Source organism: Candidatus Rhodoblastus alkanivorans, assembly GCF_022760755.1.
Classification (GTDB): Bacteria; Pseudomonadota; Alphaproteobacteria; order Rhizobiales; family Beijerinckiaceae; genus Rhodoblastus; species Rhodoblastus alkanivorans.
The window spans coordinates 3225555-3238776 of record NZ_JAIVFP010000001.1; the positions used below are offsets into that span (position 1 = coordinate 3225555).

Annotated in this window: 11 protein-coding genes and 1 other RNA gene; 6 read left to right on the forward strand and 6 right to left on the reverse strand. The window is 65.3% G+C overall.

Features of this window, described 5'->3' with window-relative positions:
• Positions 1–51: 51 nt before the first annotated feature.
• The 4 genes from K2U94_RS14945 to K2U94_RS14960 all read right to left on the reverse strand — a co-directional run bounded on the left by K2U94_RS14945 (position 52) and on the right by K2U94_RS14960 (position 4195).
• Positions 52–2340 (reverse strand): tetratricopeptide repeat protein, encoded by a 2289-nt coding sequence (locus K2U94_RS14945; protein ID WP_243067961.1) that lies wholly within the window; start codon positions 2338–2340, stop codon positions 52–54.
• A 323-nt stretch (positions 2341–2663) separates the two neighbouring features.
• Positions 2664–3272 (reverse strand): hypothetical protein, encoded by a 609-nt coding sequence (locus tag K2U94_RS14950; protein ID WP_243067962.1) that lies wholly within the window; start codon positions 3270–3272, stop codon positions 2664–2666.
• Between the two features lie 42 nt (positions 3273–3314).
• Positions 3315–3632: an HAD family hydrolase gene (locus K2U94_RS14955; RefSeq protein WP_243067963.1), complete on the reverse strand. Its 318-nt coding sequence runs from the start codon at positions 3630–3632 to the stop codon at positions 3315–3317.
• A 209-nt stretch (positions 3633–3841) separates the two neighbouring features.
• A complete protein-coding gene (locus tag K2U94_RS14960) occupies positions 3842–4195 on the reverse strand; it encodes a hypothetical protein (RefSeq protein ID WP_243067964.1) in 354 nt (117 codons plus the stop codon).
• A gap of 108 nt (positions 4196–4303) precedes the next feature.
• On the opposite strand from K2U94_RS14960, the gene K2U94_RS14965 reads away from it, so the two are divergent.
• The 5 genes from K2U94_RS14965 (at position 4304) to K2U94_RS14985 (ending at position 6076) form a co-directional block, all read left to right on the forward strand.
• On the forward strand, positions 4304–4492 hold the full coding sequence (locus K2U94_RS14965) for a hypothetical protein (RefSeq protein WP_243067965.1): 189 nt from the start codon (positions 4304–4306) through the stop codon (positions 4490–4492).
• A 27-nt stretch (positions 4493–4519) separates the two neighbouring features.
• Positions 4520–4890: a transfer-messenger RNA gene (gene ssrA, locus K2U94_RS14970) on the forward strand.
• Positions 4891–4990: 100 nt separating this feature from the next.
• On the forward strand, positions 4991–5638 hold the full coding sequence (locus K2U94_RS14975; protein ID WP_243067966.1) for an SspB family protein: 648 nt from the start codon (positions 4991–4993) through the stop codon (positions 5636–5638).
• 4 nt (positions 5639–5642) lie between these two features.
• The gene (locus tag K2U94_RS14980; RefSeq protein ID WP_243067967.1) at positions 5643–5843 is read left to right on the forward strand and encodes a DUF4169 family protein; all 201 of its coding nucleotides are present in this window, start codon (positions 5643–5645) and stop codon (positions 5841–5843) included.
• A complete protein-coding gene (locus K2U94_RS14985; protein WP_243067968.1) occupies positions 5840–6076 on the forward strand; it encodes a ribbon-helix-helix domain-containing protein in 237 nt (78 codons plus the stop codon). The genes K2U94_RS14980 and K2U94_RS14985 overlap by 4 nt, the downstream gene beginning before the upstream one ends.
• Here K2U94_RS14985 and K2U94_RS14990 read toward each other — a convergent pair.
• Complete coding sequence (locus tag K2U94_RS14990; RefSeq protein ID WP_243067969.1) at positions 6073–9258, reverse strand: AsmA family protein; 3186 nt, start codon at positions 9256–9258, stop codon at positions 6073–6075. The two genes, K2U94_RS14985 and K2U94_RS14990, sit on opposite strands and share 4 nt — an antisense overlap.
• A gap of 17 nt (positions 9259–9275) precedes the next feature.
• On the reverse strand, positions 9276–11645 hold the full coding sequence (locus K2U94_RS14995) for an ATP-dependent helicase (protein ID WP_243067970.1): 2370 nt from the start codon (positions 11643–11645) through the stop codon (positions 9276–9278).
• 211 nt (positions 11646–11856) lie between these two features.
• On the opposite strand from K2U94_RS14995, the gene K2U94_RS15000 reads away from it, so the two are divergent.
• The gene (locus tag K2U94_RS15000) at positions 11857–13203 is read left to right on the forward strand and encodes a pilus assembly protein TadG-related protein (RefSeq protein WP_243067971.1); all 1347 of its coding nucleotides are present in this window, start codon (positions 11857–11859) and stop codon (positions 13201–13203) included.
• Positions 13204–13222 lie beyond the last annotated feature (19 nt).

Below are 13222 nucleotides of genomic sequence, written 5' to 3' on the forward strand. Positions count from 1 at the left end.
GCGCTTGTCCCGCAAGGCTTTGGCTTTCGTGAGGCCTAGTGTCAATAGCGCTTATTGTTCGGGCCTGACGAGCTTGGCGCGCAGGGCGTCGGCGAATCCCTGGATGCGCGGGTTGTCGGGCTCGAGCTTTTGCAGCGCCTGGACATGGCCGAGCGCGGAGGCGTAATCGCCCTCCTGGGCCTCGTAGGAGGCGAGCGCGGCAAGAATTTCGCGGTCGTTGGGCCGTCGTGCGAGGGCCGCCCGCAAGACTTCGCGGGCCTTGGCCGGCTCGCCGGTGTCGTGCAAGGCAACGGCGTAGACATAGGCGTAATGCGCATTATCGGGGGCGAGTTTTGTCGCCAGCTCCAGTTTGGCGACGGCCTCGGCCGTGCGTTTCTGACGGATCAGACTGAGGCCCAAAGCATGCGCAAGCGGGCCGGAGCGGGGATTGTCGGCCAAAGCCTTGGCCAGAATCGCTTCCGCTCCCGGCTCGTCGCCGCGATGCCGGGCAATTTCCGCAAGCTGTATGGCGGCGGGCGCGAAAGTCTTGTCGAGCGCCAGCGCCTTCGCGAACTCGGCCTGAGCCGCATCGATCTTGCCGCGCGCAAGGTCGAGCGCACCCAGATTGGCGCGCGATTCCGGGCGTTCGGCGGTGAACATCTCGCCCGCCACATATTCGTCGAGCGCCTTTTCGAAGGCCACGAGATCGCCGGGCGCGAGATTCGCCTCGCCCGCGCCCGCGAGGCTGCGCGCCGCCTGCATGCGCACGAGGCGGGTCGGATCGCGCAGCAGCGGCGCCAAAGCGCGCGCCTTGGCCGCGGAATCGGCGTTGGCGAGAACCTCCGCCGCCGCGACGCGGATCATCGGATCGTCGGCCTTGGTCAGTTGCGCGGCCGCCTCGATCACCGCGGGGGCGGCGTCGCCGTCGAGCCGCGCCAGCGCGCTGGCGCGGGCGATCGAAGATTGCCCGGAATCATTGGCGACGCCGAGCAGCGCGCCGGTTGCGCCCGGCCCGTCGGCGTCGGCGAGCGCAAAAGCCTCGGCGAAGGTCTGGGCGCCGGGATTATTGGTCATCCCCCAGCCTTTCAGCGCCGCCTCGGCCCAGTTCGCGTCCTCGTCGGCGTGGCATTTATTGCAGGCGTTGGGCGTTCCCATACTGATCGTGCGATCCGGGCGGGGAATGCGGATCGAATGATCCTGCCGCGCGTGGATGACCATGTAATTGGTCGTCGGCATGTGACAGGCGGCGCATTGCGCGCCGGGGGAACCCTGCGGATGATGGTGATGGGCCGGCGTGTCGAACACTTTCGCGGCATGGCACTGGCCGCAGACCTGGTTGCCGGGAAGGCGCAGCTTGCCGGAATGGGGATTGTGGCAGTCCGAACAGGTCACGCCCGCCGCATGCATCCGGCTCTGGGCGAAGGAGGCGAAATTATAGACTTCTTCGCGCTGCTGGCCGTCGGGATAATAGAGGCCCGGCGCGAGCGTCGCCGGCCGAAAGGCGTCGTAGAAATGATGAACGTCCTGCGGCGCGTCCGCGAACTGGCCGCGCCGGGAATGGCAGCCAGCGCAGACCAGTTCTTCGGTCCGGGCGCCCGGCGGCTGTGAACGCGCGGCGGTTCCTTGCGGATTGGGCGTCCAGGTCACGCCCTTGCGCTGGTCGAAGCGAAACGCGAAGCCGTGGGCCTTCTTCTCGTCAGGCGTCAGGCCGGCGCCGCCCTTGGCCCAGGCGAGATGGCGCGACGCCGGACCGTGGCAGGCCTCGCAACCGATGCTGATCTCGCTCCAATGAGTGGCGAAAGTGTCTTTCGTCGGGTCATAGTTCTTTTTCAGATCGGTCGAATGGCACCAGGCGCATTGATAGTTCCAGTTCTGGTCGATCCCGGTCCAATGCAAGGGATCGCCCGCCGCCAATTCGCGGTTCGGGTAAAGGTCGAACCATTTTTGGCCGCCATGCTCCTTCGGCCGGGAATCCCAGGCAATCCCGAAGGCCTGTAGCCGGCCGCCGGGCAGTTCGATCAGATATTGCTGAAGAGGAGAGAGTCCGAACGTATATTTGATCTCGAAATCGGCCAGCTTGCCGTCCGGCCCGTCGGTTCGGACGAAATATTTGCCGTCGCGGCGGAAGAAGGTGGTTTCGATTGAACCCTTGCGGAAATGCGCGTCATTGAAATCGCCCAGCACGTTCTTTTCGTCGGCGATCTGCATTGCTCCGGCGTGATGCGATTTCCGCCAATCCTCATATTGCGCCCTGTGACAGGCGGCGCAGCTTTCCGAGCCGACGAAGGCCGCGGTGTCCTTCGCCCGCGCTGGAGCGAGGACCAGAACGAGCAGGGTCACGGAAAGGATGAAAAGCCGCATGAGACTCCCGACGCGGCGCACGAAAGGCAACCGCCGTTTATTCGCGCGCCGTTTGACGACGGTCCACTTCAGAAAATCAAGGTCATCTGCGTCCTGAGCTGCCAATCGGCGCCATAGGTCGGACGGATGGCGTTGTAATAGGCGCCGATCAGCAAGTTGACCGGCAGCTTGCCGATCTTCATCACGCGGCCGGCCTGCGCGCCGACGGGGAGTGTCCATTTGGTTCCGCTCGCCTCCCAGTCGGCGGTGATGACGGGCGAACTGCCGACATACCAGCCGCCGGGGAAATTGTAGTTGAAGAACGGCTGCGCCAGGAAGCTGCTTTAGCCGTTGCCGCCCCTGCCGTAGCGGTCGCCGAGCGACCAGATATTGTTGACGAGCAGGCCGGAAACGATCGGCCCGTTCATATTGACCACGACGCCGGTCGGACCCGCGCCCCAAACGCTCGATCCAAGTGTCGGATCACTGATCGTCAGGATCTGGACGACCGGGCCCAAGCCCCACAGCCAGCCGTTCACGGGCTTGGCCGGCGACAGGAAGGCCGAGAAAGTGGTCGCTCCGCTTCCAAACGGCGCTGTCCGAGCCGGCGAAAGGTCCGGGTTCCAGACCAGCGGGAGAATGGTCCGGGTGATGACGTTCCAATCCTCTGTCACATGAAGCGGAATTACCGGCTGGATATTGAGAAGCTCTTGCGCTCCGGCGTGCGGGCCGTAGCCGAAATTGGTGTTGCTCTGGAAGGGGAAGGAATAGAGGTCGCCGATCGGGTTCTGGATCTTTTTGGCAAGCGCGCTGGCGTCCTGTCCCTCCGACTGGTCACCTCCCGAAGCGCCCGGCGCCGATTGCGCATGAGCCGCTGTCGCCGCCGCCAGCCAACCGGCCATGGCCACGAAGGAGAGGATTTTCGGCGTCAGGCTTTTCCGCCTTTCCATCATGACACACCCCGGTGAAACTCTTGTTGGGTCTCTTGCCGCCCGTCAGTCGCCGAAGGCGAAAATCTTTTTCCAGTCGTTCTTCGTGCTGACGACCTGCCAGCCCTTCTGCTCGGCTTCGTCGTCGAGCGCGAGCGGAAAGGTTCCGATCGTGGCGTCCGGAAGGCCGCGCGCCGGCCTATAGGCATATTCGCGCGCCGGATCGTCGTGAAGAACGAGCCGGCCAAGCCGCACGCCGGAACCGGCGGTCGTATATTCCAGCATTTCCCGGTCTTCGGTCGAATTGCCGAAGGCGACGGTCGGGCGCCGGCCGAATTCGAGATGAATCCCTTCGGGCTTGCCCGCCTTGTCGTCGTTGAGCAACAGCTTCAGTCCTTGATCAGCGCCAGCTTGCCATTCGCGTCATAGCCGAATTTCGCGGCAATGGCCGAGCCGATCACCTGTGCGGGCGGAACGCCATCGACCCGCTCCGAATAGACCCGGACGAAATCCTGGCCGCCGCTGGTGACGAGACAGGTCTTGAAGCCGTTCGCGCAGATAACACATCAATCCGGCGCGGCGCCTGACGCGGCTCAAAAGGATTTCGAGACGACCTTATCCGCGAAATCCCTGATCTTGGCCTGCCTTTCAACTTCGCTCAGAGTGGCGTCCGCCTTGACGACCGCGCAATAGGAGGCGATGAGGTAATTATCGAGCGGCAGCTTGCCCGCATGGGGAAATTGCTCATGCAGATATCCGAGAATGCCGGGAATCTGCGAGAGAACGTCTTTCGTCTTCAGCTGGGCGGTCAGGTCGGGGAGCGTGGTGGAGCCGTCGAGCGATTGCAGTCTGGGGCATTCGAGCGCCGACGCCGCGGGCACGCCCGCGCCGAGCGCGAGGCCCGCGACGAGAAAAACCGCCATTCGCCTGGCGACGATAATCTTCATTTCCATTCTCCCTTTGCGGAACGGCGCGCCCTGCCCGGTCCAACGTCTCACAACTTAAGCCGGGCCGGTCGCGGTGTCGACGCGCTGCGCGCCGGGAGCGAGGAAATCATGCCCTGGACTCCCGAAGACGCCCCGCGCCACACCCACAAGGCCGAAACCGAAGAGCTTTGCGCGGTCTGGGCCGCAGTGGCCAACCGGGTCCTCGCCGAGACCGGAGACGAAGGCCGCGCCATTCGCGCCGCCAACGCCGTCGTCGCCCGGCTGTGGCGCGAAGGCCGCCCGCCCGGAGAAGAATGACAAAGGTTGCCGATTACCTCCCTCCATCATCTTGTGGCCGGCGCGGCGAAACCGTATATTCCCGCTGTCATCCTCGGATGACTATGACGGTAGACGGCTAAGCCAACTAGGTTTTACGGACCCCGGGGCAGTACCGGGCGGGTCCACCCCAGCCTTTCCAACCGGGTTTTTCTCCGGGAAGGTTGCGGCGGGCCCGAAACAGGATCGACGTGGGCTGAAAGGTTTTGCTTGCTGTCCGGCATGATACCGCCGTTATCGGGTCAAACTTATAGTTGCCAACGACAACTATGCTCCGGTCGCCGTCGCCGCGTAATGCGGCGCTAGCACCGAAATCAAAGTCCTGAGGCTTAGCCGTTTCAGGCGGGGCCCGGAGGCGCCTGGCAACAGAAGCCTCCACTTCCTTCATGCCGGCGCGCGGCGGCGGGGGGCCGGACGGGTCGATTTTCCCGCGGTGTCCTCGGTTTTGCGGTCCCGGCGAGAACCGATGCGACGCCGTTCATGCCGACAGATGTGATTCGCTACGACCTTCAAGTTCAGGACGCGCTGCGTGGCGTGGTGCGCAAGGTGCTGGCCGACGCGGCGCGCGACGGGCTGCCCGGTGAGCATCATTTTTATATCACTTTCCGCACCCACGCGCCGGGCGTCAATCTCTCGGCCCGGCTGCGCGAGCAATATCCCGACGAGATGACCATCATCCTGCAATATCAATTCTGGGATCTGCAGGTCGATGACGAGAGTTTCGAGGTCGGGCTCCATTTCAAGAACATTCCCGAACGTCTCCACATTCCGTTCGAGGCCATCACCGGCTTCTACGATCCTTCGGTGCAATTCGGCCTGAAATTCGAGGCCCTGTCCGAGGACGACGAGGAGATGGGTTTCGAGGACGACGACCAGGACGAAGAGGCCGTGGTCGAGAGCATCGCCAACAGGCCCGGCGCGGCGCCCGAATCGGAAAGCGAAAAGTCCCGCCCGCGCGGCGCCGCCTCGGAGCCGGAAGTGCTTCCCGCCAAGTCCGGGCTGGCCGAATCGGCGAAGGCGAATGCCGGCAGGGGCAAGGCCGAGGACAAACCTGCCCAGGCGGGCGCGTCCGCCGACGGCGAGGAATCGAAGGTCGTGTCGATCGACGCCTTCCGCAAAAAGACCTGAGACGATGGGCGAGATCGTCAATCTCCGCCGCGCCCGCAAGACGCGGGAACGCCGCAAGGACGACGAAAAGGCGCAGGAAAACCGCGTCCGCTTCGGCCTGAGCAAGGCGGAGCGCGGTCTTGCGGAAAAGACGAAATCGCTCGCCGAGCGTCGGCTCGAAGGGCATCGGCTGGATGAAGCGCCCGGCGGCGACGGCGAGCCATGACTCCGGCTTCGGGCCGGATGCGCAAACATTCCCTGGTCATCGCCGGTCACAGCACCAGCATATCGCTGGAATCCGCCTTCTGGGACGCCCTGCGCGAACTCGCCCAAGAGCGCGGCGTAAGCGTCGCGGCTCTGGTCGCGGAAATTGACGCCGAGCGCGGCGAGGCCAATCTCTCTTCCGCGCTGCGCGTGCGGCTTCTGGAGCATTATCGCGAAAAGGCGACGCAGCCTTAGGGCGGCGGCGCCGGCGTTAGCGCCGGCGCGGGCTGCAGCGAGAGCGTACGTAATCTCTCCATGTCCTCTTTTTTCTGCGTGGCGATGCGAGCCTGTTCGCGCTCCAGCGCGCGGGTCGCGACCGCATCGACGAAGGCTGCGGCGTCGACCCGGCGCGACGGCGCCCGCCAAGGTCCCGACCACGCCACCGCCCCGACCGGCGCCGGCGCGCTCCAGCCGGCGGGCGTTTGCGCCGAGGCGGAAAAAGCGAGCGACAAGTTCGCGTCGCGCAGGTCGAAGCCGGCCTCGATTCCCTTACCGCCGTCGTCGGACGGGGTCAGCGCCAATTGTCCATCCGCGAGCCGCGCCGCGAAATTCGCCTGCGGGCGGCGCAGGGCGGCGCGGGCAAAAGCGGCGTCGAGGCTTTTCGCGACCGCCTTGGCGTCGAAAGTCGCGTCATTGGCCTCGCTGGCCTTGAGCGCCTCATCGGGAGCGCCGGGCGCGGCCTGCTGAACGACGAGGTCGCGCAGGCGGACGGCGCCGTCGCCCGCAAGGGACGCGGCAAGCGCCGCCGCGCTGGCGCCGCCGCCGCCGGCGAATTTCAGCCTGCCGTCGAGCCGCGCGGAAAAAGCCCGATCGCGCAACGCAAGATTCTCTGCGTCCGCTTCGCCGCTCAAGGAGATCTGCCGGCCGTCGCGGCGCAAGTCGAACCCGCCGCGCACGGCCCCGTCCAGCACGGCGGCCTCTGCCCGCGCCACCGAAAGCGCGCCTCGGCGAAGCATGAAGTCAAAATGAGCCTTCCCGCCAAACGGCTCGAGGTCGTCGGTCGTCACCGACAGTTTCGCCGGCGGCGGATCGAGCAGGACCGGGGCAAAGGACAGGCTCGACCATAAAGCGCCGGCTTTGGCCGGCTCAGGCGGGCCGAGCACGAGCGCGACAAGCGCCGGGCCCGAGAACCGCCCGCAATGCAGGGCGCCTTTCAGACCAGTCGAATCGGCCGACAGGTCGCCCGCGACCTTGGCGCCGGCCCAGTCGCCGTCGAGATTTTGCGCATTGAGGACGCCGTCGCGCCAGGCGACGCGGGCAGAGAAACGCAAAGGCGCGGAGCCGGACTGGCCATAAAGCGCCAGGACTTTTCCGGCGTCGCCGGAAAGGCGCGCTTCACCCTCCAAAGTAGAATCGGCGAGCGCGCCACGAAATTCGCCGTGGAGACCGGCGAGGTCGGCGGAAGCGGCGAGACTCCGCGCGCCCTGGCGCGCCGGATTGGGCTGGGCGTGGGCGGAGAGCCGCGCGGGGCCGAGCTTCTGGGTCCAGACCACCGGCGCGCCGAGCTGGTTGAGCAGGGCCCCCGCTTCCGGCGCGTTCAGATCGATCGCGACCGCGCGCCCGCCGCCGGTCGTGGGCGGAAAATTCGCGGCGATCCGGGTTGCGCCGAGCGTCCCCTTGACCGAAAAGCCGCCATCCGTCGCCTTGCCCGACAGATCGGCCGGCGACAGGATTTTCGCCCGCGCCGCGAGCGCCTTGGTCGCCGCGCTGGGCCAGACCCGGGCTAGCGCCTGCGCCAGTGGCCCGAGATCGCCCGCCTTGAGCCGCGCCTCGCCGCGCAGGTCGGAAAAATTCCTGCTCCAGGCGGCGGAGGCGGTGAGATCGGCGCCGCCGATATTGCGCATGTCGAGCCGCTCCAGCCGCATCGCTTCGCCCTGGCGCAGGAAATGGACGTCGATGCGCCCCCCCGCTCCCGACAGGGCGCCGGCGCGCGACGATGTGAGGGTGCGCGCCTGCAGCGAAAGGTCGAGATCGAGACCGGCGAACCCTTCCGCCGCAAAATCCGGCGCGGCGTCGAGATCGAGCGCGGGCGCGGAAAGGCGCGCGGTTAGGAGCGGCGGGGTTCCGGCTTTGGCCAGGCGAAGCCGGACGTCGCCGCTGAAGCGGTTGCGGCCGAGCAGAAAATCGCCATTGCTCAAGGCCCATTCGTCCGGCGTCGCGACGAAAGCGGCGGAGGCGTCCACGGCGTGAAGGCCGGCAGGAGCGAGCACCGCGCCCATTCCGGGCGCGCTCTCGCGCAAGGCGGCGGCAAAGGCGCCAAAGTCCCCCGCCTTCAGCCGCGCCTTGCCGCGCCAGCCGCCAGCCTCGGGCGTCGCCGAAATCTCGATCCGGGATTCGCCCGGCCCCGTCGCCTGGAGATTGGCGGGGGCGTCCGTCCGCCAGATCAGCCGCGCCTGCGACCAGGGAACGCCACGCCAAGTGATGGCGTCGGCCCCGAGGCGCAGGTCGAACGGCGCGCCGCCGCTTGTCGCCTGACTCAAAGGCGCGGCGAAAAACGCCGTCCAGGATTGCGAAAGACGCGGCGTCTCGAGGGCAAGAACGAGCTTCCTGCTGCGCGTCTCATAGCGCAGGCTGCCCGACAGTTGATCGGCGAGCGGGCCGTCGCCGAGCCGGGCCGAAAAATTGCGGGCCAGCGCGCCGTCGAGCCAAAGCAGCGCCGAAGCCTGCGCCGTCCACGGTCCCGGCGCCGCCTTGCCCGAGGCTTTGACCTCGCCCTCGAAGGCCGGCGACCTGGAAAAATCGACGCGACCGTCGAGGTCGAGTCTCGCCGTGTCGCCGGGCCAGGTCAGGCTCGCCTTCAGCGGCACGACCTCTTTCGCCAGCACGTCGGACGAGAAGGAAAAGGCCAGCCTTCGCCCGCGCCAATCGAAAGCGCCGCGCCCGTCGAACGGCCCCTGCGGACCGGGAACCCGCGCGGAAAGGTCGAGCCCCTTGACCTCGATCGCCGGCGCGCCGCCGCGCAAGATCGTCACATCGGCGCGGCGCAGGGCGAGATCGTCGAATTGCAGCGCGCCCGCGAGCGCTGGCGGGCGGGCCTTGTCGGCGTCGAGGACGACATCGGCGTCATCGAGCGCGGCGCGGATGAATTGCAGCCGTCCTTGCAGCAGCCCCGGCAAAGCGAGCGCGAAGACGGCGCTTTTGGCGTGGACATGGCCGAAATCGCCCGAAATGTCGATGTCCTCGGCGCTGAACCGCGGCGTGGGCAGGAAATGCAGCGCGATCGGACCCTCAAAACGCGTCCGCGCGCCGACCGCCTGCGACAGCTCGGCGGCGATGCCGGAGCGGAAGGCGTTGAAATCGATGAAATAAGGCGCGGCGAAGGCGGCGCTCAGGACGAGGATCAGCGCGATGCCGATATAGGTCAGGAGATCGCGCATCGCTCAATCCCGTCGCCTCAGCCCCGCAACTCGACAAAAGTGTCGAGAACCAGTTTGCGGCCAGCCTTGTCGAAGTCAATCGTCAGCTTCGAGCCGTCGACTGCGGCGACCGAGCCGGAGCCGAATTTCTGATGGAAAATGCGCGCGCCTGGCGCGAATTTGCCGGCCGGCGCCGCGCGCGACAGAACTTCTCCCTCGATCGTTTTCGGCCCGCGCGAAGAAGGCGCCCCTTTCTCGGAGGCGCGCGTTTGCTCGGCGCGGCTCCTGGCCCGCTTCCAGCCCGGCGTTTCATAAGTCGAGCCGAAAGCGTCGATATTGGCGAAGCGCGATTGGGCATAGGCGCCATAGGAGCCGCCGCTGCGCGCCTCGTCCCTCACCTGAACGTGATCAACCGGCAGATCGTCGACGAAGCGCGAGGGAACCGTGCTCTGCCACAATCCATGGATGCGGCGGTTGCTGGCGAACAGGATTTTCGCTCGCCGTCGCGCCCGCGTCACCCCGACATAGGCGAGGCGTCGCTCTTCCTCCAGGCCGGCGCGGCCGTTTTCGTCCAGCGAGCGCTGGTGGGGGAACAGGCCCTCCTCCCAGCCGGGCAGGAACACCGTGTCGAATTCGAGGCCCTTGGCGCCGTGCAGAGTCATGATCGAAACCCGCGCGCCGGCCTCATTGTTCTCCACGTCCATCACCAGCGAGACATGTTCGAGGAAGGCGCCGAGATCGGGGAATTCCTCCATCGAGCGGATCAGCTCTTTCAGGTTTTCCAGCCGTCCCTCGGCTTCGACCGTACGTTCCTGTTTCCAGAAATCGGTATAGCCGGATTCCTCGAGCACCTGTTCGGCAAGTTCGTAATGCGGCTTTTCGGCGATCTGCGCCGACCAGCGCGAGAAATCGCCGAGCAGGGTCCGTAAAGCCCCGCGCGGCTTGGGCTTGAGCTCCTCGGTTTCGACCAGGGCGCGGGCCGCCTGCATCAACGGAATTCGGCTCAACCGCGCGTATTCATGGACCGTCTGCAGCGTGCTTTCGCCCAGCCCCCTTTTGGGGGTGTTGACGATGCGTTCGAACGCGAGATCGTCGGCCGGCTGGGCGACGCAGCGCAGATAGGCCAAGGCGTCGCGGATTTCGAGCCGCTCGTAGAAGCGCGGGCCGCCGATCACCTTGTAAGGCAGGCCAAGATTGATGAAACGTTCCTCGAATTCGCGCATCTGGAAGGAGGCGCGCACCAATATGGCCATGTCGTCGAGCGATGCGCCCTGGCGCTGCAACTGTTCGATCTCCTCGCCGACGACCCGGGCCTCCTCCTCGGAATCCCACACGCCGGCGACCGTGACCTTCTCGCCCCATTCGCCATCGGTGAACAGGGTCTTGCCAAGCCGGTCGCGGTTGCGGGCGATGAGATGGGAGGCGGCGGCGAGAATATGGCCGGTCGAGCGGTAATTGCGCTCCAGCCGCACCACTTTGGCGCCGGGGAAATCCGTCTCGAAGCGCAGAATATTGTCCACGTCGGCGCCGCGCCAGCCATAGATCGACTGATCGTCGTCGCCCACGCAACAAAGGTTTTGCGGCTGGGACGGTTCGGCGCGCTGGACCAGCAGCCGCAGCCAGAGATATTGCGCGGCGTTGGTGTCCTGATATTCGTCCACCAGAATGAATTTGAACCGCTGCTGATAATCGCGCAGCACGTCGGGATTTTCGCGCAGCAGACGCAGGGTTTCGAGCAGAAGATCGCCGAAATCGACCGCGTTCAGCGTCTTGAGCCGTTCCTGATAAAGCGTGTAGAGCGCCGCGCCCTTGCCATTGGCGAAGGCCTGCGCCTCGCCGGCTGGAACATGCCTGGCGTCGAGGCCGCGATTCTTCCAATTGTCGATCAGATAGGCCAGGACCCGCGCGGTCCAGCGCTTCTCGTCGATGTTCTCCGCCTTCAGCACCTGTTTGAGCAGGCGAATCTGGTCGTCGGTATCGAGAATGGTGAAATTCGACTTGAGATCGACCAGTTCGGCATGGCGGCGCAGGATTTTCGCGGAAATGGCGTGGAAGGTGCCGAGCCAGCCCATGCCCTCGGCGGCCGGGCCGATGAGCATGGCGATGCGCTCCCGCATCTCGCGCGCCGCCTTGTTGGTGAAGGTGACGGCGAGGATTTCATGCGGCCGGGCGCGGCCAAGCGCCAGAATATGGGCGATGCGCGACGTCAGCACCCGGGTCTTGCCGGTCCCGGCGCCGGCCAGCGCTAGCAGGGGGCCGTCGAGGGTCTCCACCGCCTCGCGCTGCTCGGGATTGAGGGCGGCGAGCCAATCGGGAGACCCGCGCGCAGCCGCAAGGGCGCGCGCGGCTATCCCACCCGGCCTCGGGGCGGACAGGTCGTCATCGCCTGGCGAAAAAGGATCGGTCAATACGCGGCCCCGGACGAACGATAAGCGAATCGTCACCCGCAATGTGGGGCCTGACGCCGCCCTTGTCGAATCCGGCGCGCAGCCTGGGACAAGGAATGTTCCATAAAATTTGAGCGATCGATTTTGGTCGATTTCAACACGATTCCCGTAAATCTCGGCGCAATGGCCGGCGAGGCGTCCGGCGCAAGCGGGGACCAATGGAGGCGAGCCCGTGCAACCTGAACAGTTTCGGCGGAAAATCGTCGCGTTTCGCGAGGAAACATCCGGCTCGGTCGTGCTTCTCTTCGCTTTCGCCGTCGTCGGGATAGCGCTGATCGTCGGACTTACGCTCGATTACGGCAGGGCGCTTTCGATGAAAGGGACGCTGAAAACCGCCGCCGACGCCGCCGCTCTGGCGGCGCTCAGTACCGCTCAAACGGACTACGCCAACAATGTCAACGCCGCGCAGATGATCCTGGACGCGCAGGCGGCGGGCCAGCGCGCTTTTGTCGCCAATGCCGGGAATTATTATTCCAATCTCAGCCAGCCCCCGACCGTCACCGTTCAGCAGAGCGGCCTGGTCATCACGGCGGACGTCAGCTTCCAGGCGAAATCGCCCAACCTGTTCGGCGCATTGGCCAATGTCGCGTCAATGAATGTCGCCCAGACGGGCGCACATTCGACAAAAGCGACATTGACGCTTCCCAGCTATTACGACTTCTATCTCCTGCTCGACAATACGCCGTCGATGGGCATTGGCGCGACGCAGACCGACATCAACAATCTTATCAGCCTGACGTCTCACATTCCCAACAACCCGAACGAGGCGAGTTGCGGTTTCGCCTGTCATGTCTCTAGTCAGTCGGCGAGCGTCGATTATTACTCCATCGCGCGCGCCAACAATGTCACTTTGCGCATCGACCTGCTCCGGTCGGCGACCCAGAACCTCATGGATATGGCGGCCAGCATCGAGGCGGTCAACAACGTTTCCAACCAGTATCAATTCGCGGTCTATTCGTTCGGCGCAACCGCGACCGCCGCGCAAACCAACGCGATCGCCAATGTCGCGCCGCTCAGCGCCGACACCAGCGCCATCAAGACGCAGGTGCAGTCCCTCGACCTCATGTCGGTCGATTTCCAGAATCAATATAGCGACGAGGACACGTCCTTCGACACTGCCGTGCCGGCCCTGAATAACGTCATCCCGAGTCCTGGCGACGGATCGAGCGCAAATTTCCGGAAAAAATTCGTGATCATCATCACCGACGGCCTGACGGACGAAAAACTCAACGGCGCCCGGGCGATCAAGCCGATCGACCCGAACCTTTGCACGGCGATCAAAAACCGCGGCGTTCAGATCGCGACGCTCTACACGACCTATTATCCGCTGCCGACCAATGCGTTTTACAACCAAAAAGTCGCGCAATATCAGAGCCCAACCGACCAAATCGGCGCGGCGGTGCAAGCCTGCGCCAGCTCACCCGACCTTTATCAGGCGGTTGGAATCGGCGGCAACGTGTCCAGCGCCTTGGCGAATATCTTCCAGAAACTCCTCGCGGAAGGCCATCTCACCCAATAACATCGGCCTTTGCTTCCCA